12 protein-coding genes are annotated in these 18,954 nt (G+C 72.0%); 5 read left to right on the top strand and 7 right to left on the bottom strand.

Annotation, left to right across the window (positions count from 1 at the left end; genetic code table 11):
- Positions 1–177 precede the first annotated feature (177 nt).
- The 3 genes from OFY01_RS26970 (at position 178) to OFY01_RS26960 (ending at position 7,696) form a co-directional block, all read left to right on the top strand.
- On the top strand, positions 178–5,112 hold the full coding sequence (locus OFY01_RS26970; RefSeq protein WP_266604188.1) for an NAD-glutamate dehydrogenase: 4,935 nt from the start codon (positions 178–180) through the stop codon (positions 5,110–5,112).
- A 242-nt stretch (positions 5,113–5,354) separates the two neighbouring features.
- Complete coding sequence (locus OFY01_RS26965; protein WP_266604186.1) at positions 5,355–6,152, top strand: polyprenol monophosphomannose synthase; 798 nt, start codon at positions 5,355–5,357, stop codon at positions 6,150–6,152.
- Positions 6,152–7,696: a hypothetical protein gene (locus tag OFY01_RS26960; protein WP_407700430.1), complete on the top strand. Its 1,545-nt coding sequence runs from the start codon at positions 6,152–6,154 to the stop codon at positions 7,694–7,696. The genes OFY01_RS26965 and OFY01_RS26960 overlap by 1 nt, the downstream gene beginning before the upstream one ends.
- A 137-nt stretch (positions 7,697–7,833) precedes the next feature.
- Here OFY01_RS26960 and OFY01_RS26955 read toward each other — a convergent pair whose 3' ends face one another.
- The 4 genes from OFY01_RS26955 to OFY01_RS26940 all read right to left on the bottom strand — a co-directional run bounded on the left by OFY01_RS26955 (position 7,834) and on the right by OFY01_RS26940 (position 13,713).
- The gene (locus OFY01_RS26955) at positions 7,834–9,507 is read right to left on the bottom strand and encodes a glycosyltransferase family 2 protein (protein ID WP_266604184.1); all 1,674 of its coding nucleotides are present in this window, start codon (positions 9,505–9,507) and stop codon (positions 7,834–7,836) included.
- Positions 9,507–11,702, bottom strand: coding sequence for a CDP-glycerol glycerophosphotransferase family protein (locus OFY01_RS26950; RefSeq protein WP_266604209.1), 2,196 nt, complete (start codon positions 11,700–11,702; stop codon positions 9,507–9,509). Before OFY01_RS26950 ends, OFY01_RS26955 begins: the two co-directional genes overlap by 1 nt.
- Positions 11,703–11,951: 249 nt before the next feature.
- On the bottom strand, positions 11,952–12,782 hold the full coding sequence (locus OFY01_RS26945; RefSeq protein ID WP_266604182.1) for an ABC transporter ATP-binding protein: 831 nt from the start codon (positions 12,780–12,782) through the stop codon (positions 11,952–11,954).
- Positions 12,775–13,713 (bottom strand): ABC transporter permease, encoded by a 939-nt coding sequence (locus tag OFY01_RS26940; RefSeq protein ID WP_266604180.1) that lies wholly within the window; start codon positions 13,711–13,713, stop codon positions 12,775–12,777. Before OFY01_RS26940 ends, OFY01_RS26945 begins: the two co-directional genes overlap by 8 nt.
- 167 nt (positions 13,714–13,880) lie before the next feature.
- Here OFY01_RS26940 and OFY01_RS26935 point away from each other — a divergent pair, with 167 nt between their 5' ends.
- Entirely contained in the window at positions 13,881–14,516 is a 636-nt protein-coding gene (locus OFY01_RS26935; RefSeq protein WP_266604178.1) for a TetR/AcrR family transcriptional regulator, read from the top strand.
- Positions 14,517–14,639: 123 nt separating this feature from the next.
- On the opposite strand, the gene galE is transcribed toward OFY01_RS26935, so the two are convergent.
- The 3 genes from galE to OFY01_RS26920 form a co-directional block, all read right to left on the bottom strand.
- Positions 14,640–15,611 (bottom strand): UDP-glucose 4-epimerase GalE, encoded by a 972-nt coding sequence (gene galE, locus OFY01_RS26930; protein WP_266604177.1) that lies wholly within the window; start codon positions 15,609–15,611, stop codon positions 14,640–14,642.
- Between the two features lie 104 nt (positions 15,612–15,715).
- Positions 15,716–17,341, bottom strand: a complete 1,626-nt coding sequence (locus OFY01_RS26925; protein WP_407700429.1) for a glycosyltransferase family 2 protein — start codon at positions 17,339–17,341, stop codon at positions 15,716–15,718.
- A gap of 149 nt (positions 17,342–17,490) precedes the next feature.
- Positions 17,491–17,943: a MarR family winged helix-turn-helix transcriptional regulator gene (locus tag OFY01_RS26920; protein WP_266604175.1), complete on the bottom strand. Its 453-nt coding sequence runs from the start codon at positions 17,941–17,943 to the stop codon at positions 17,491–17,493.
- 99 nt (positions 17,944–18,042) lie between these two features.
- On the opposite strand from OFY01_RS26920, the gene OFY01_RS26915 reads away from it, so the two are divergent.
- Entirely contained in the window at positions 18,043–18,456 is a 414-nt protein-coding gene (locus OFY01_RS26915; RefSeq protein WP_266604173.1) for an organic hydroperoxide resistance protein, read from the top strand.
- Positions 18,457–18,954 lie beyond the last annotated feature (498 nt).

Below are 18,954 nucleotides of genomic sequence, written 5' to 3'. Positions count from 1 at the left end.
CGGTCGACACGGTCGCCACAGACAACATGGTGAAAAAGCAGTATTTCCGTCCGCTCTTCTCTCATTCCGGCATAACGTCGACGCAGACCGGAGACCCCGCGTCGCGGCGTTACGTCGAGCGATCCACCCATGCCACGTCTACGTCACGCAACGGCGCGCGACAGGAGCCAGAGGACAATGCAGACCAAGCTGGACGAAGCCAAGACCGAGCTGCTCGCGCGGGCCGCCCGGGTAGCTGAGAACAGCCCGGTCGGGGGGTACCTTCCGACCGGGGCATCGGGCGAGGGCACACCCGACCAGGACTCCGTGCTCGCGTTCCTCCAGCACTACTACCTGCACACCGCGCCGGAGGACTTCGCCGACCGCGACCCGGTCGACATCTTCGGCGCCGCCTACTCGCACTACCGACTGGCCGAGAACCGTCCGCAGGGCACCGCGAACGTCAAGGTGCACACGCCGACCGTCGAGGAGAACGGCTGGACGTGCAGCCACTCCGTCGTCGAGGTCGTCACCGATGACATGCCGTTCCTCGTGGACTCGGTGACCAACGAGCTGTCCCGCCAGGGCCGCGGCATCCACGTCGTCATCCACCCGCAGGTCAGGGTCCGCCGCGACGTCACCGGCAAGCTCCTCGAAGTGCTGCCGGACGGCGCCCTCGCCAAGGGCCACGACGTGCTCACCGAGTCGTGGATCCACGTGGAGACCGACCGCGAGACCGACCGCTTTGACCTCAAGCAGATGACCGCCGATCTGCTGCGCGTCCTGTCCGACGTGCGGGAGGCCGTCGAGGACTGGGAGAAGATGCGCGAGGCCGCGCTGCGCATCGCCGACGAGCTGCCGAACGAGCCGACCGCCGCCGACCTGAGCGAGCAGGAAATCGAAGAGGCCCGTGAGCTGCTGCGCTGGCTCTCCGCCGACCACTTCACGTTCCTCGGCTACCGCGAGTACGACCTCGTCGACGGTGACTCGCTCTCCGCCGTCGCCGGAACAGGTCTCGGCATCCTGCGCTCCGACCCGCAGCACGAGGGCGAGGACCACCACCCCGTCTCGCCGTCCTTCAACCGGCTGCCCGCCGACGCCCGCGCCAAGGCCCGCGAGCACCGCCTGCTCGTACTGACCAAGGCGAACAGCCGCGCCACCGTGCACCGGCCCAGCTACCTCGACTACGTCGGCGTCAAGAAGTTCGACGCGGACGGGAACGTGGTGGGCGAGCGCCGCTTCCTCGGGCTCTTCTCCTCCGCCGCGTACACCGAGTCCGTGCGCCGTGTGCCCGTCATCCGCCGCAAGGTCGCCGAGGTGCTGGAGGGCGCGGGCTTCGCGCCCAGCAGCCACGACGGGCGCGACCTGCTGCAGATCCTGGAGACCTACCCGCGCGACGAGCTGTTCCAGACGCCCGCCGACGAACTGCGCTCCATCGTCACCTCGGTGCTCTACCTGCAAGAGCGCCGCCGACTGCGGCTCTACCTGCGCCAGGACGAGTACGGACGCTACTACTCGGCCCTCGTCTACCTGCCGCGCGACCGCTACACCACCGGTGTGCGCCTTCGGATCATCGACATCCTCAAGGAGGAGCTCGGCGGCACCAGCGTCGACTTCACCGCCTGGAACACCGAGTCGATCCTGTCCCGGCTGCACTTCGTCGTCCGCGTCCCGCAGGGCACCGAGCTGCCGGAACTGTCCGACGCCGACAAGGACCGCATCGAGGCCCGCCTGGTGGAGGCCGCCCGCTCCTGGGCCGACGGCTTCGGCGAGGCACTCAACGCCGAGCTCGGCGAGGAGCGCGCCGCGGAACTGCTGCGCCGCTACAACCAGGCGTTCCCCGAGGGCTACAAGGCCGACCACACGCCGCGCGCCGCCGTCGCCGACCTAGTCCATCTTGAGCAGCTCGGCAAGGGCAAGGAGGGGCAGGACTTCGCGCTCTCCCTGTACGAGCCGGTGGGCGCGGCCGCCGACGAGCGCCGCTTCAAGATCTACCGCGTCGGCCCCCCGGTCTCCCTCTCGGCCGTCCTGCCGGTGCTGCAGAAGCTCGGCGTCGAGGTGACCGACGAGCGCCCGTACGAGCTGCGCTGCAGCGACCGGACGACCGCGTGGATCTACGACTTCGGCCTGCGCATGCCCAAGGCCGCCACCCATGGCGAAGAGCTGGGCGCGGACGGCCGTGAGCGCTTCCAGGAGGCGTTCTCCGCCGCCTGGACCGGGGCCGCGGAGAACGACGGCTTCAGTTCCCTGGTGCTGCGCGCCGGGCTGAACTGGCGCCAGGCGATGGTGCTGCGCGCCTACGCGAAGTACCTGCGTCAGGCGGGCGCGACGTTCAGCCAGGACTACATGGAGGACACCCTCCGCAACAACGTCCACACCACCCGGCTGCTCGTCTCGCTCTTCGAGGCGCGGCTCTCGCCGGACCGGCAGCGCGCCGGGACCGAGATCGTCGACGGTCTGATCGAGGAGCTCGACGGGGCGCTCGACCAGGTCGCCTCGCTCGACGAGGACCGCATCCTGCGGTCGTTCCTCACCGTCATCAAGGCGACGCTGCGCACCAACTACTTCCAGCGCACCGAGAGCGGCGAGCCCCACTCGTACGTCTCCATGAAGCTCGACCCGCAGGCCATCCCGGAGCTGCCCGAGCCGCGGCCCGCCTACGAGATCTGGGTGTACTCGCCGCGCGTCGAGGGTGTGCACCTCAGGTTCGGCAAGGTCGCGCGCGGCGGTCTGCGCTGGTCCGACCGGCGTGAGGACTTCCGCACCGAGATTCTCGGTCTGGTCAAGGCGCAGATGGTGAAGAACACCGTCATCGTGCCGGTCGGCGCCAAGGGCGGTTTCGTCGCCAAGCAGCTGCCCGACCCGTCGGTGGACCGGGACGCGTGGCTGGCCGAGGGCATCGCCTCGTACAAGACGTTCATCTCCGCGCTGCTCGACATCACCGACAACCTCGTCGCCGGTGAGGTCGTGCCCCCGGCCGACGTGGTGCGCCACGACGGCGACGACACCTACCTGGTGGTCGCGGCCGACAAGGGCACGGCGACGTTCTCCGACATCGCCAACGAGGTCGCGGGCAGCTACGACTTCTGGCTCGGCGACGCGTTCGCCTCCGGCGGCTCGGCCGGTTACGACCACAAGGCGATGGGCATCACCGCCCGCGGCGCCTGGGAGTCGGTCAAGCGGCACTTCCGTGAGCTGGGCGTCGACACGCAGACCGAGGACTTCACCGTCGTCGGCGTCGGCGACATGAGTGGCGACGTGTTCGGCAACGGGATGCTGCTCAGCGAGCACATCCGCCTGGTCGCCGCCTTCGACCACCGGCACATCTTCATCGACCCGAACCCGGACGCGGCCACCTCCTACGCCGAGCGCCGCCGCATGTTCGAGCTGCCGCGCTCGTCGTGGGCCGACTACAACAAGGAGCTGATCTCGTCCGGCGGCGGCGTCTTCTCGCGCTCCGCCAAGGCCATCCCGCTCAACGCGCACATCCGCGAGGCCCTCGGCATCGAGTCCGGCCAGGCGAAGATGACCCCGGCCGAACTGATGAAGACCATCCTGCAGGCCCCGGTCGACCTGCTGTGGAACGGCGGCATCGGCACCTACGTGAAGTCGTCCGTCGAGTCGAACGCGGACGTCGGCGACAAGGCCAACGACGCCATCCGCGTCGACGGCAAGGACGTCCGCGCCAAGGTCATCGGCGAGGGCGGCAACCTCGGCGCCACCCAGCTCGGCCGCATCGAGTTCGCCCGCTCCGGCGGCAAGGTCAACACCGACGCCATCGACAACAGCGCGGGCGTCAACACCTCCGACGTCGAGGTGAACATCAAGATCCTGCTCAACGGCCTGGTGGCCGACGGCGACATGACCGTCAAGCAGCGCAACAAGCTGCTCGCCGCCATGACCGACGAGGTCGGCCGACTGGTGCTGCGCAACAACTACGCGCAGAACGTCGCCCTGGCCAACTCCCTCGCGCAGGCCCCGTCGCTGCTCCATGCCCACCAGCGGTTCATGCGCCGCCTGGGCAAGCAGGGCCACCTCGACCGGTCCCTGGAGTTCCTGCCCACCGACCGGCAGATCCGGGAACTGCTCAACTCCGGGCGCGGCATGACCCAGCCGGAGCTCGCCGTCCTCCTCGCGTACACGAAGATCACCGCGTCCGAGGAGCTCATCAAGACGGACCTGCCCGACGACCCGTACCTGCGGCGGCTGCTGCACGCGTACTTCCCGCACGCGCTGCGCGACAAGTACGCGGACGCCATCGACGCGCACGCCCTGCACCGCGAGATCATCACCACGGTCCTCGTCAACGACACGGTCAACACCGGTGGCTGCACCTTCCTGCACCGCATGCGTGAGGAGACCGGCGCCTCCCTGGAGGAGATCGTGCGGGCGCAGATGGCCGCCCGGGAGATCTTCGGGCTCGGTGACGTGTGGGACGCGGTCGAGGCGCTCGACAACACGGTCGCCGACGACGTGCAGACCCGTATCCGGCTGCACTCGCGGCGGCTGGTCGAGCGCGGCACCCGCTGGCTGCTCAACAACCGGCCGCAGCCGCTGCAGCTGGCGGACACGGTCGCCTTCTTCAAGGACGGCGTCGCCGAGGTGTGGTCGGCCCTGTCGAAGATGCTCAAGGGCGCGGACGCCGAGTGGTACCAGTCGATCTTCGACGAGCTGACCGTGGCCGGGGTGCCCGAGGAGCTGGCGCAGCAGGTCGCCGGGTTCTCGTCCGTCTTCCCCGCGCTCGACATCGTGGCGATCTCCGACCGCACCGGCAAGGACGCGCTGTCGGTCGCCGAGGTCTACTACGACCTGGCCGACCGGCTCTCCATCAGCCAGCTGATGGACCGCATCATCGAGCTGCCGCGCGCTGACCGCTGGCAGTCCATGGCCCGCGTCTCCATCCGCGAGGACCTGTACGCGGCGCACGCCGCGCTCACGGCGGACGTGCTGGCCGCGGGGAACGGGACGTCGACGCCCGAGCAGCGGTTCAAGGCGTGGGAGGAGAAGAACGCGGCGATCCTGAGCCGGGCGCGCACGACGCTCGACGAGATCCAGGGGTCCGACGCGTTCGACCTGGCCAATCTGTCCGTGGCGATGCGGACGATGCGCACGCTGCTGCGTACGCACTCGTAGCGGGCCGGGCGCCGGACGCCCGACACGCGAGGGCGCCCTCGGGCCGGATGCGGTCCGGCCGGGGGCGCCCTCGCATGCTCTTACCGTCTCCTTGCTCGCCGCTGCCCCTTTTCTGTCTGACGGGGCGCAGGATGGTCGCGTTGCCCGGCGTACGCGGACGGGCCATGAGATTCAGCATGTGATGCTTAGTCGGGTATTCCGTCTAAAGTGGACCTGATTGCCCGACGGATCAGGGAGAGCCGATGCCGGAGGCGAAGCCGACCGAGCAGCACGCGGTCGCACTGCCCGACGACTGGGCCGCGACGCCGCTCACGGTCGTGATGCCGACGTACAACGAGGCGGAGAACCTGCCCGGGATGGCCGAGCGGCTGATGGGCCTGCCCCTGCCGGGCCTGCGCCTGCTGGTGGTCGACGACTCCAGCCCCGACGGCACCGGCGACATCGCCGACGAGCACGCCCGCACGTACGGCGACACCCGTATGGGCGTGCTGCACCGCGCGGGCAAGGAGGGCCTCGGCCGCGCCTACGCGGCCGGTATGGCGCAGGCCGTCGCCGACGGCGCGCACTACGTGCTGCAGATGGACGCCGACGGCAGCCACCCCGTGGACAAGATCCCCCAGATGCTCGGTGTCGCCCTGGCCACCGGCGCGGGCGTCACCATCGGCAGCCGTTACGTGCAGGGCGGCACCCTGTCCGCCGCGTGGGGCCCGCACCGCCGCCTCCTGTCGCGCTGGGCCAACACCTACGCGGGCACGATCCTCGGCACCCGGGTGCGTGACATCACCGGCGGCTTCAACCTGTGGCGCGAGGACGCGCTGCGCGCCATCGACCTGGCCTCCGTCGACAGCGCGGGCTACAGCTTCCAGGTGGAGATGAAGTACCGGGCGGTGCGCCGCGGGTACGGCGTCATGGAGGTGCCCATCCACTTCGAGGACCGCACCGCGGGCGAGTCGAAGATGGACCTGATGGTGCAGCTGGAGTCGGTGGCCATGCCGTGGAAGTTGCGCGCCCGTTCGGCACGTGCCCGTTCCCGCGGCTGATGGCACGAGCGACCACCGCGCCGCCCTCCGCCCGCGCCACGCCGCGTGCCACCGTCGCCGGGGTTCTGGCCGGCGTGTGCGCGGTGCTGCTGCTCGTCCTCATGGCCGGTGTCGTCCTGCGGCTGCCGTGGGCCGGCGATCTGGGCGTGCACGCCGCCACGATCCAGCGCCTGCGGCACGATCTGCTCCACCCCGGTGACCCGCTGGTCGACTCCGGCACGCCGAGCCCGTACAACTCGCCGTGGATGCTGCTGCTCGGCGCCCTGGCGAAGGTGACCGGCCTGAGTGTCTTCGTGGTGCTGCGGATCGCGGCGCTGATGTCGCTCACGGTGCTCGTGTCGGGCGTGTGGATGTTCGTCGGGACGTTCGCGGCGCAGTTCGCGGGGCAGGCGGCGCGGCGGCCCGTGGCGAGCGCGCTCGTACTGCTGTGCCTGGTGTTCCTGTGGGGGACCACGCTGTTCGACTGGAGCGGGCTCACGGGCCTGCACTCCCTCGCCCTGACGGTGTCGTACCCCAGCACGTTCGCGCTCGGGGCGTCCTTCTGGCTGTGGGCGCTGCTGCGGCGCGCCCTGGCGCGGGCGAGCGGCGTCGGGCCCTTCGTCGGCGTCGGTGTGCTGTGGGCCGTGATCCTGCTGAGCCACCAGTTCACCGGAGTCGTCGCGTCCCTGGGCGCGGCGGCGATGGTGTGCGGGGCGCGGCCGTGGCCCGCGCGGGCGGTGTGGCTGCGGCTCGCGGCGGCGCTGGCGACCGGGCTCGCCCTGCTGGGCGCCTGGCCGTACTACTCGTTCTTCTCGCTCTTCGGTGTCGGCGGGCTGGAGGCGATCCACCGGCCGCTCTACGACGACCTGGTGGGCCGGTTCTGGCTGGCCGCCGTCGTGGGCGGGGCCGCGCTCGTGCTGCGGTGGCTGCGCGACCGGCGTGATCCGCTGGTGCTCATGTGCCTGCTGGGTCTCGCGGTGTTCGCGGCGGGCGGGGTGAGCGGTCACTGGTCGTGGGGGCGGGTGCTGCCCGCCGTGCTGATCCCGGCGCAGGTCGCCGCCGCCCTGGAGGTGTGCTGCGCGGCGCGGCGGACGGTGCGGGTCGCGTTCGGCTGGGTGCTCGGCGCGGCGCTGCTCACCGGGGCGTGGACGCAGGCGGGCACGCTCGGGTACGTGCTGCCGCGCGCCGATCTGCCGTCGGCGGTCGCCGCGAAGTACCGGGAGCCGTGGACCGGGTTCCACTGGCTGACGCCGTGGGTGCGGTACGGGGACGTGGTCATGGCCGAGCAGTGGCCCGCGCGGCAGATCCCGGCGTACGGGCCCTACACCGTGGCGCCCGGCTACCCGGACTTCTTCCTGCCGGACGAGGACGCGCGCGATGCCGCGGTGCGGCGGTACTTCGCCCCCGGTTCCACGCGGGGCGAGCGGCTCGCGGTGCTGCGCAGGTACCGGGTGCGGTGGGTGGTCGCCCGCCGCGGCGACGGGGGCCTGGCGCCCGGGGACCCGGCGCTGAAGCGGGTGGCCGCGGGGCCCGGAGGCGAGCGGTTGTACCGGGTCGTGGGGTAGGCCCCGGCCGTTCGTAGGCCCCGGCCGTTCGTGCCGGCGGGGCCGCGGTGACGGGTCGCGCCCGCGCGGCGCAGCCGCCCCCCCCCTACGGCCCGGCGCCCGTTCAAGAACAGCCCCTCGGCAGCCGCCCCGCCCCCTCACCTGGCCAGCGAACGCACCAGCCGTGCCACTCCGCGCAACCGCCGTCCCACCGGACTGTGTGCCACCCGGCGGGCGGCGGGGCGCACCACCCGTGCGGTCACGCCCAGCGGCTCCCAGCGCACCTGGAGCCGCCCGGCGCCCCGCCCCTCCGGCTCCACGGTGATCCGGTGGTGCCCGGCCTGCCCGAGGACGGTGACGAAGCCGAGCGGGGCCAGCAGAAGCCCGGTGTTGCGCAGGCCCTCGGGGGCGCGCAGCTGGAGCAGCGGGTGGCGCACCCCGTCGAAGCCCTGCAACGGCAGTTCGGCGCGGGTCAGGTCGAGCCGCACCCGTCCCTCGAAGACGCCGGGCCGCACCGGATCGAGCCGGAACGGCACGCTCATCCGGCGCCGTCCGGGCGCGAGCAGCAGCGAGGCGACCTGCGGTCCCACGGGCAGCCGCAGCGCCGGATCGTACGTGCGTACGTGCAGGTCGACCGAGATCGGCCCCGGGCCTCGCTCGACCGAGAGGATCTCATGCCGGAACTGGGTGCCGGGAAACGGCCGCGAGTCGAGCGCCAGGTCGCTCAGGTCCAGCTCGCGGCGGCCCGTCTCGGTGTCCGGGACCGTGTCGCCCCAGTAGACGGCGCCCGCCTCGTCGGTCACGGTGGTGCGCGGCGCCACGCCGTGGCCCAGGCCGCGCGCGGCCAGCGCCGCGTCGTCGAGGCGGCGGTCGCGGACGAGTTGCAGCACGACCCGTTCGGCGCGCGGCAGCCTCGCGTACGCGCCGGGGGCGAGCCGGTCCAGATACGGGTCGACGATGTCGGCGAACCCGGCCAGCCACACGTTGTCGCGGTAGGGCAGGTCGCCCGCGTACATGCGGAAGTCGTGCTTGAGGAACTTGTAGTCCTTGGCCTCGCGCAGCGCCGCGCTCGCGCCCCGCTGGTCGAGGAAGGTGTCGATGAGCTCCTGCACGTGGACGCGGTCGCGCACGTTGCTCAGTTTGTACCGCTGGTTGGAGATGGAGGCGGCGGACTCGGCGGCGTACGGGGCGATGTACCAGCGGTAGACCGGCTCGGGCACGACGGTGAACGCCGCCGCCAGGAAGTACGCCTGCGCCGAGAAGAGCTGGTCCTCGTAGTGGATGCCCTCGGGGAAGCGCAGCTTGTGCCGGTCGAGGAAGGCGCGCGCGTACATCTTGCTGGTGGCGAGGTGTTCGAAGAGCAGGCCCGGCTCGGCCTCGATGCCGGGCACGGTGCGCCGCTCGGCGACCAGGTGCGGCATCCAGGTGGAGCGGCGCCCGGTGTCGACGCGGATGCGCTCCACGGCGCCCATCGCGAAGTCGATCGACGGGTCGTCGCGGTGCGCCGCGAGCAGCAGTTCGACGGCGTCGGGCGTCAGTTCGTCGTCGCTGTCGAGGAACATGACGTACGGCGCCGAGGTGATGTCGAGGGCGCGGTTGCGCGGGGCGCTGCAGCCGCCGGAGTTCTCCGGGAGCCGCAGATAGGTGACGCGCGCGTCGGACGCCGCCAGGCCCTGTGCCACTTCGGGGGTGTTGTCGGTGGAGTGGTCGTCGCTGATGACGATCTCGATGTTGGGGTGGGTCTGGGCGAGGACGGAGGCGACGGCGCGCGGCAGGCGCTCGGCGTCGTTGTGCACGATGACGGTGACCGTGACGTCGGGCGTGTACGCCATCAGGCGGTCGCCTCCTCGGGGGTGGGGGCGGGTGTGCGGGCGTCGAGCGGCAGCACGGGCGGCAGTGCGTGTTCCGGCTCGCCGAGGAAGACGCGGCGTACGACGCGTTCGGCGGCCCGGCCGTCGTCGAACTCGCAGAAGCGGCGCCGGAAGTGGGCGCGTGCCTTGGCGGACGCGGCGTCCCGCCAGGCGTCGGTGGCGAGCAGTTCGGTCAGCTCGTCCTGGGTGCGGGCGACGTGTCCCGGTGGTTCGGCCATGAGGTCGAAGTAGACGCCGCGGGTCTTCGCGTAGGTGTCCCAGTCGTCGGCGTAACTGATGACGGGCCGGTCGAGGTTGGCGTAGTCGAACATGATGGACGAGTAGTCGGTGATGAGCGCGTCCGAGGCGAGTGCCAGCTCCTCCACCGGGTCGTACGCCGACACGTCGATGACGCGGCCGGTGCGGCGCAGGCCCGCGAGCGGGGACGCGGCGGCGCCGTAGAAGTAGTGGCCGCGCACGAGCAGGACCGTGTCGTCGCCGAGCCGTTCGGTCAGCGCGGCGAGGTCGAGGCGCGGTGTCCAGGTGGCTTCGTAGTCGCGGTGGGTGGGGGCGTAGAGGATCGCGCGGCGGCCGGGGGCGATGCCGAGGCGGTCGCGCACGGCGCGGATGTCGGCGGCGCCGGCCCGGTAGTACACGTCGTTGCGCGGATAGCCGTGGTCGAGGGAGACGTAGTGCGACGGGTAGGCGTGCTCCCACATGCGGGTGGAGTGGCTGTTGGCGCTGACGCTGTAGTCCCACTTGTCGATGCGGGCGAGCAGCGCGTCGAAGTCGAGACCCTGGGCCGCGGTGGGGTAGTCGAGCTGGTCGAGCCCCATCTTCTTCAGCGGGGTGCCGTGGTGGGTCTGGAGATGGACGGCGTCCGGCCGCTTCACGACGGCGTTGGGGAAGTTGACGTTGTTGACGAGGTACTTGGCCCGCGCCATGACCTCCCAGTAGCGCCGGGTGCCGGGCACGATGTGGTCGGTGCCGGGCGGCAGCAGCGCCTCGTTGGCCTTCGAGATGACCCACACCGGCCGGATGTGCGGGGCGAGTTCGGTCAGTTTCGCGGCGATCGCGCCCGGGTTGCAGGCCACCGCGCGGTCCCAGTAGGCGGAGAACACGGCGAGGTTGGCGTCGACCGGCTCGCGCAGCGCGCGGTGGTACCGCAGATCACGGACTTTGCCGCCGACCCGTTTCTTGCCCTCGCGCAGGGCGGCCCGCGCGTCGCGGCGCCGGTGGTTGGCGGCCTGGAAGGCGCGGTACTTCGTGTACGCGTCGTCCTCCAGCAGGCGGCGCCGGATGCCTTCGAGGCCGCCGGGGCGCCGGTAGCCCTCGGGTTCCCAGCGCACGGCCGCCGCGGACGCCCGGTGGAAGAACTCGCGGGCGACGGCGTCCGGCATCTTCTCGCGGGCCACGACCCGCAGGGTGCCGGTGGCCATCAGGTCGTACAGGACGGCGCGCGGACCGGCCGGTGTGCCCTCGTGCTGCATGAGCAGCTGGAGCCGTTCGTAGGCGTCGACGAGCGCGTACCGCTCCTGCGCGGTGACCGGCGGCAGGCTCTCGGGCCGCAGCTCCCGTACGTCGACGACGGGCTGCTCCAGGCAGGCGACCCGGTCGGCCAGGAGCAGGGCGGCGCGGGCGGCGTACATCTCGTCGGGGTCGCCGAGCCGCTCTCGCCGGCCGTGCCAGAACGAGGCGCGCAGCGCTCGGTTGCCGAGCAGGGGGGCCGTGCGCAGCAGGTCGGGGGCGGGGGCCTCGCCGATCGGCAGGTCGCGTCGGCCGACGCGGGCCAGGAGCCGGGCGTCGGCGCCGGTCGTGTCGGTCTCGCGCCAGGTCGAGCGGAGGTGGTCGGCGAGGACCACGTCCACCTCGTCGGGCACGTCGGCGAGCCGGGCGAGCATCGCCTGCGGGCCGCCGGGCAGCAGGCGGTCCTTGGCGGACAGGAACCACAGCCAGGTGCCGCGGGCGCGCTCGGCTCCGGCGGCGCGGGCGGCGGCGTCCGTGGTGCCGTCGGGCAGCGGTACGACGACGCCGCCGTGGCGCACCGCGACGTCCTGCGCGTTCTCGCCCACCGCGGCGGTCACCAGCTCGACCTCGGGCGGCAGTTGCCCGGTCACGCTCTCCAGACAGGGTGCGAGCAGCCCTTGGAGGTCGCGCCCGTGGACGACGATACTCAGCCGTGGGGCGGCGGGGGTGGTAGGGCCGGTAGGAGTGGTGGGGGCGGATGAGGTGGCTGTCTCGACGTTCCCGGCGGGCCTGGCCTGCACGTGGTCTCCCTGTCCTGTGTGCTGGCTACTCAGAAGCACCATCCTGTCACCGGTGCGACAAAACGGTAAACGTGAGTGTGCCCTGTGAGGGACGGGGGAGGCAGGGCACACTCGGAACGGAAGAGGCGATTTCGCTCCTCCGGGTTGCTCGGTCTCGTCCTATGCCGCCCGCTTGGCCGGGGCCTTGGCCCCGGCTCCGGAGCCGCCGGTGAACGCCTCGTACTGCTTGAGGACCTCCTCCGTGGGCCCGTCCATGCGCAGTTCGCCGCGCTCCAGCCACAGCACCCGGTCGCAGGTGTCGCGGATGGACTTGTTGCTGTGGCTGACGAGGAAGACGGTGCCGGCGTGCTTGCGCAGCTCGCGGATGCGTTCCTCGGACCGCTTCTGGAAGGAGCGGTCACCGGTGGCGAGCGCCTCGTCGATGAGGAGTACGTCGTGGTCCTTGGCGGCGGCGATGGAGAACCGCAGCCGCGCCGACATGCCCGACGAGTACGTGCGCATGGGCAGCGTGATGAAGTCGCCCTTCTCGTTGATGCCGGAGAAATCGACGATCTCGTCGTAGCGGTCGCGGATCTGTTCGGGGCTCATTCCCATGGCCAGGCCGCCGAGCCGGACGTTGCGCTCGCCGGTGAGGTCGTTCATGAGGGCCGCGTTCACGCCGAGCAGGGACGGCTGCCCGTCGGTGTAGATCCGCCCGTTCTCCACGGGAAGGAGCCCGGCCACCGCCTTCAGCAGGGTCGACTTGCCCGATCCGTTGGTGCCGATGAGCCCGATGGCCTCGCCGCGGTACGCGGTGAACGACACGTTCTTGACGGCGTGCACCTTGCGCACGCCCGCCCGCTTCTCGGCCTTCTTCTTGCCGCCGACGATGCGGCTGAGCGCGGCGGTCGCGGTGCCGCGGCCCGAGCCGGTGCCGTTGACGCGGTAGACGATGTCGACACTGTCGGCGATGACGGTCGGAACCAGGTCGTTCGAGGTGTGGTCAGCCACGGCCGTACGTCTCCTCTGCCTTCCAGAAGTAGATGAACCCGCCGGCGCCGGCGAGCAGCGCCCAGCCCGCGGCCAGCGCCCACACGTGCGGCGGCAGCTGGCTCGCGTGGAAGCTGTCCATGAGCGCGAAGCGCATCAGGTCGATGTAGATGGCGGCGGGGTTGGCCTGGAGCAGCTGGTAGGCGATCCCGTGGTGGTCCTGCCCCTTCATGAGCTTGCTCAGGCTCCACATCACGCCCGACATGTACATCCACGTCCGCAGCAGGAACGGCATCAGCTGCGAGATGTCCGGGGTGTGCGCGCCGATCCGCGCCATGATCATGGCGAGGCCGGTGTTGAAGGTGAACTGCAGCACGAGGGCCGGGACGATGAGCAGCCAGGACAGGGCCGGCGGGATGCCGAACGCCAGCAGGATCACGACGAGCGCGCACATCGAGAACAGCAGCTGCTGGAGTTGCTGGAGGCAGTACGAGACGGGCAGCGCGGCGCGCGGGAAGTGCAGGGCCCGCACGAGCCCGAGGCTGCCGGAGATCGCCCGGGTCCCCGCCATCACCGACGACTGGGTGAACGTCCACACGAACACGCCCGTGACGAGGAAGGGGATGTAGTCCGGCACGCCTTTGCTGGTGCCCAGGAGCTGGCCGAAGATGAAGTAGTACACGGCCGCGTTCAGCAGCGGCGTGAGCACCTGCCAGACCTGGCCGAGCTTCGCCTGGCTGTACTGCGCGGTGAGCTTGGCCGTGGCGAAGGCGGTGATGAAGTGCCGCCGCTGCCACAGCTGCCGTACGTACGCGGGCAGCGAGGGGCGGGCGCCGCTGACGGTGAGTCCGTAGCGGGCGGCGAGGGTGGCCGGGTCCTCCTCCGTGTACGGGCGGGGGCCCGGGGCGGGGGCGGTCGGTGGAGTGGAGGGCGGCTCCAGAACCTGACTCACGTCCACTGCTTTCGCTCGGGGGCAGGTGCGGGGATCGCGGCGACCGGTTCACCGTGCGTTTGCCAGGCGTTTACGTCGGAACGATCCCGTATCGTCGTGACGCGAGAGTAGAACGCAACGACGTCGGAACGCAACCGTTTCGTCGTTACGGAACTATGCTTTGCCGTATGACGACCAACGCGACCAACGCCGACTCCGCCAAGCCGACGCCGCGTCGCCGGGCCCCGGCAGGGGCGGCCGTCCTGCGGGAAGACGTGACGGAAGCCATCCGCGAGGCCGTCTTCGAGGAACTGGCCGCCGTCGGGTACGCGCGCATGTCCATCGAGGGCATCGCACGCCGCGCGGGAGTGGGCAAGACGGCGGTCTACCGCCGCTGGCGCTCCAAACTCCACCTGGTCCTCGACCTGGTCTCGGCCATGGCGGTCCAGGGCCTGCCCGCGCCGGACACCGGCTCCCTGGAGGGCGACCTGCTCCTCCTCTACCAGGTCACGTCACGGGCGCTGCGCCACCCCGTGGCGGGCCAGATCATCCCCGACCTCCAGGCCGAGGCCGCCCGCAACCCCGAGATCGCGGAGGCCATGCAGAAGGCGCTGCGCGAGGGGCAGCACGGGGTGGCGAGCGGGATCGTACGGGCGGCGGCCGCGCGCGGCGAGCTCCGCTCCGGCCTGGACGAGGACCTGGCGCTCGACCTGATCTCGGGCCCGCTGTACTGGCGGGCGGTGGTCGTACGCTCCCCGAAACTCCCCAAGGGCCACCTGCAACGGCTGGCGGCGGCGACGGCGGCGGGCCTCAGGGCGCTGTGACCGGGCGTCGGCCGTCCGGCACGGCCGGGCGTCGGGCGCACGCGCACCCGGTGCCGAAGCCGCATGCCGGCCGGCCCGGTCGGCGGATCCGGCGACACGGCGCGTCTGCCCCCTGACTTCGCGTCAGCCGGGCCAGCCCGCCCACGCCGACGCCACCATCTCCCGTACGTCCCGCTTGGCCGTCCACCCCAGTTCCGTCGCGATCCGGTCGGCCGAGGCGACCACGCGTGCGGGGTCGCCGGGGCGGCGCGGGTCGACCACGGGGGGCGTGGTGAGGCCGGTCTCCTCGCCGATGACGTCGATCATCTCGCGGACCGACACGCCCACACCGCGCCCGATGTTGAGCGTCAGGTCCGTGCCGGGCGCCGCCGAGGCCAGGCGGTGGGCGGCCGCCACATGGGCCTCCGCCAGGTCGGCGACGTGGATGTAGTCACGCACGCACGTGCCGTCCGGGGTGGGGTAGTCGTCGCCGAAGACGCGGGGCGCCTCGCCGGCCGTGAGGCGCTCGAAGACCATCGGGACCAGGTTGAACACGCCGGTGTCGGCGAGGTCGGGGGAGGCCGCGCCCGCCACGTTGAAGTAGCGCAGCGACGCCGTCGCCAGTCCCGCGGCGCGGCCCGCCGCCCGCACGAGCCACTCACCCGCGAGCTTCGTCTCGCCGTACGGGCTCATCGGCACGCACGGCGTCTCCTCGGTGACCAGGCCCCCGTCCAGCCCGGCGTCCGGCATCCCGTACACCGCCGCCGACGACGAGAACACGAACGGCCGCACCCCGGCCGCCGTCACCGCCGCGAGCAGCACCCGCAGGCCCTCGACGTTCTCCCGGTAGTAGCGCAGCGGCTGCTCGACCGACTCGCCGACCTGCTTCTTCGCGGCGAGGTGGATGACGCCGCTGACGTCGTGCCGCTCCAGCGTCCGGTCGAGCCGGGCCCGGTCGAGCGTGGAGCCGACCACGAGTTCCACGTCGGAGGGCACCCGGTCGGCCACGCCCGTGGACAGGTCGTCGTAGACGACGGCCCGCTCGCCCGCCTCGCGCAGCGCGCGCACCACGTGCGCGCCGATGTAGCCGGCCCCGCCGGTGATCAGCCAGGTCATGTCGTTGAAGTCCCCTCCTGGAAGACGGTGGACGGTCTCGCGGACGAGACGGTGGATGGTCCCGAAGAAAAGACGGCAAACGGCGCCCGAGGTTCCACCGCACCTCAGTGAAGCAAACGCGACACCTTGCGCCGCACCACCGACGCGGCGCCCCGCAGCCCCGACGCCGTGCGCACGGCGAGGGCGCCGGAGTGCGTGGCGTACGGCTGGACGAGCAGTACTCCGGCGCGCAGGCTCGGCACTGCGCTGCGGCGCAGCACGCCCGGGTGGGCGACGGCGTGCGGCGTGGTGTCGCGGTGGCTGCCGTCGGCGAACCGCAGGCGCAGCCGGATGTCCCAGGTGCCCGCCCGTCCGAGCCCGGCCAGGTCGAGCGCGACCGATGCCGACCACAGGTCCCGCTCGTCGCGGCCCCGCTCGTCGAGCGCCGTCCAGCGGGCCGTGCGGCGCTGCACGACCTCGCCGCTGTGGCGGTCGACCAGCTCGACGTCGACCGCGCGCGGTCCCGCGTCGGCGACCCGCCCGTACAGCTCGTGCAGGCGCAGGCCGAGCCGGGTGCCGTGCGCGCGCGGGCGCAGCACCGCGTCGACGCAGACCGGAAGCAGCCGCATCGGCCGGTACCGCAGGTGTTCGAGGTCGACCCGCGGAAGGTCGGCCGCCCAGACGGGCGTGCCGTCGGGCGCGCGCGCGTACGGGGGCAGCAGGCGGGCGGGGCGCGCGGCGAACTCCTTGAGGCGCGGCAGGTCGCGCGGCTCGTCGGCGGCGAGGACCAGTCGCCCGGCGACGCGCCCCGGCGCGGGCGCCGCCTCGAAGTCGGCGGTGTCGAACGTGGCCAGGTAAGCGCGCGTGCGCTTCCACCACTGGGCCCGGTACTCCGCGTCGCGCAGCCCGAGTTCGCGCGCGTACATCCGCAGGCTGTGGTCCAGGAAGTGGGCACGGGCCGCGCGCGCGAGCCGCTTCTGGGAGGCGTCGAGGAAGGTGTCCACGGCCTGGCGGTGGGCGTCGAGGCGGGCCTGCCAGTTGTCGATGGCGGCCCGGTCGAGGGAGAGCGAGAGCCGGTCGGCGGCGCGCCGCACGTGCCACACGTAGACCCGGTCGGGGACCAGGGCGAGCCGTGGCCCGGCGGCGAGCACGCGCGCGGTGAAGACGAAGTCCTCGTAGACGAACCGCCCGTCGGGGAAGCGCACGCCGTGCTCGCGCAGGAAGTCCGTGCGGTACAGCTTGTTGACGCACAGCGTGTCGCGGACCAGGCGCGGGCGTCTGGCCGGACGGGCGACGACGGACGCCTTCGCGTACAGCTCGGGCTGCCACTCGACCTCGCGCCCCGACGGCAGCTCGCGCCGCACGCACAGGCCGGAGGCGACATCGGCACGGTGCTGCACGGCGGCCCCGAGCAGCGCGTCCACCGCGCCGAGCGGCAGCACGTCGTCGCTGTCGAGGAACATGAGGTAGGGGGAGGACACGCGCGCGATGCCGTCGTTGCGGGGAGTGCCGCAGCCGCCGCTGTTGGTCGTGCGGCGCACCACTGTCAGGCGTGGGTCGCGCGCGGCGAGTGCGTCGAGCAGGGCGCCGCTGCCGTCGGTGGAGCAGTCGTCGACGGCGATGACCTCGCCGACGGCCGGACCCTGAGCCAGCGCGGAGCGCACCGCGTCGGCGACGTGCGCGGCATCGTCGTACCCGATCACGACGACGGTGACAGGGGCGGCGTCCTGGCGAGGCTCGATCCGATCCACACGGGCAGCTTAGAGGTTTCAGATAATTGCCCGGTAAGACGTGAGTTTTACGTGTTCTTACCCGTGAGGGCGGAACGGAACCCGGACACCCCTGAGCCTGCCACCCCGGAGTGTGTCACACCCCGCCGGGCCCGCGTCTCGTCCCGCGCTCACGCGTCCTGGAGGAGCGCGGCCGCGTCCAGTGCCTCGGTCAGCTGGTTCAGGCGTGCCCGCAGGTCGTCGATCTCCGCCAGGTCGAACCCCGTCGCCGCGGCGATCCGGCGCGGCACCTCGGCCGCGCGTTCCTTGAGGGCGGCGCCCTCCTCGGTGAGCGCGACGTTCACCGAGCGCTCGTCGCGCGCGCTGCGCTCGCGCCGCACCAGGCCGTTCGCCTCCAGGCGCTTGAGCAGCGGCGAGAGCGTGCCCGAGTCGAGCCGGAGCCGCTCGCCGAGCCGTTTGACCGGCAGCTCGCCGTCCTCCCACAGCACGAGCATGACCAGGTACTGCGGGTAGGTCAGGCCCAGGTCCTTGAGCAGCACCCGGTAGACGCTGCCGAAGGCGCGCGACGCCGCGTTGAGGGAGAAGCAGATCTGGCGGTCCAGACGCAGGTAGGTGTCGCTCATGACTCCAGGGTAGCCATCCGCGATTGAGTTGTGCACAACTGAATTGTGTGCTCTACTTTTGGTCGTCACCACAACCCCGAACCGGGAGGCAGACCCCTCATGGACGCCCTCTACACCGCCGTCGCCACCGCCACCCACGGCCGTGACGGCCGCGCCGTCTCCTCCGACGGCGTGATCGACCTCCAGCTCGGCATCCCCGCGGCGATGGGCGGCACCGGCCAGGGCTCGAACCCCGAGCAGCTGTTCGCCGCCGGTTACGCGGCCTGCTTCGGCAGCGCGCTCGGCCTGGTCGGCCGGGCCGCCAAGGCGGACGTCGCCGACGCGGCCGTCACCGCCGAGGTCTCCATCGGCAAGCAGGGCGAGGGGTTCGGCCTCGCGGTGGTCCTCCGCGTCGAGCTGCCGGACACGGTCGACGCGGAGACCGGCCGCAAGCTCGTCGAGCAGGCGCACCAGGTCTGCCCGTACTCGAACGCGACCCGCGGCAACATCGACGTGGAACTCGTCATCGAGTGACCGAGTCGGCGTCGGGTGGCCGGGTCGGCGTCGGGTGGCCGGGTCGGCGTCGGGTGGCCGGGTCGGCGTCGGGTGGCCGGGTCGGCGTCGGGTGACCGGGTCGGCATCGGGTGAGCGAGCCGTCATCGAGTGACGGGGTCGGCGTCGGGTGACCGTGTCGGCATCGGGTGACCGAGTCGTCATTGGGTGACCGGGGCGGCATCGGGTGAGCGAGCCGTCATCGAGTGACGGGGTCGGCGTCGAGTGGCCGAGTCGTCATCGGGTGACCGAGTCCTCATCGAGTGGTCGGGCCTCTGGTCACCGCCCCGCGATCGGGCGAACGAGTGGTCCGACGACGGGATCGTGTGGCCGGCAGGCGTGTTGGGCGCGGCTCGGGCGCGGCGCGCGGATACCCACCACAGGGTGCCCACTTCCGCCGTGCCCGAGGAGACCGCCATGCCGTCCCCGACGACCGACGCCACCGACACCGCGGCCCCGGCATCCTCATGGGTGCCGGGG

Origin of the sequence: Streptomyces beihaiensis, from assembly GCF_026274175.1 — a bacterium.
Taxonomy (GTDB): Bacteria; Actinomycetota; Actinomycetes; order Streptomycetales; family Streptomycetaceae; genus Streptomyces; species Streptomyces beihaiensis.
Note: the sequence above shows the minus strand (reverse complement) of the source record. Positions and strands in the feature narration are given on the sequence as shown.

Excerpts from the sequence above, each read along its gene's own strand:
- OFY01_RS26915 (WP_266604173.1), top strand. The coding sequence starts at position 18,043 with ATGGACGCCCTCTACACCGCCGTCGCCACCGCCACCCACGGCCGTGAC.
- galE (WP_266604177.1), bottom strand. The coding sequence starts at position 15,611 with ATGACCTGGCTGATCACCGGCGGGGCCGGCTACATCGGCGCGCACGTG.
- OFY01_RS26970 (WP_266604188.1), top strand. The coding sequence starts at position 178 with ATGCAGACCAAGCTGGACGAAGCCAAGACCGAGCTGCTCGCGCGGGCC.
- OFY01_RS26920 (WP_266604175.1), bottom strand. The coding sequence starts at position 17,943 with ATGAGCGACACCTACCTGCGTCTGGACCGCCAGATCTGCTTCTCCCTC.
- OFY01_RS26960 (WP_407700430.1), top strand. The coding sequence starts at position 6,152 with ATGGCACGAGCGACCACCGCGCCGCCCTCCGCCCGCGCCACGCCGCGT.
- OFY01_RS26955 (WP_266604184.1), bottom strand. The coding sequence starts at position 9,507 with ATGGCGTACACGCCCGACGTCACGGTCACCGTCATCGTGCACAACGAC.
- OFY01_RS26935 (WP_266604178.1), top strand. The coding sequence starts at position 13,881 with ATGACGACCAACGCGACCAACGCCGACTCCGCCAAGCCGACGCCGCGT.
- OFY01_RS26965 (WP_266604186.1), top strand. The coding sequence starts at position 5,355 with ATGCCGGAGGCGAAGCCGACCGAGCAGCACGCGGTCGCACTGCCCGAC.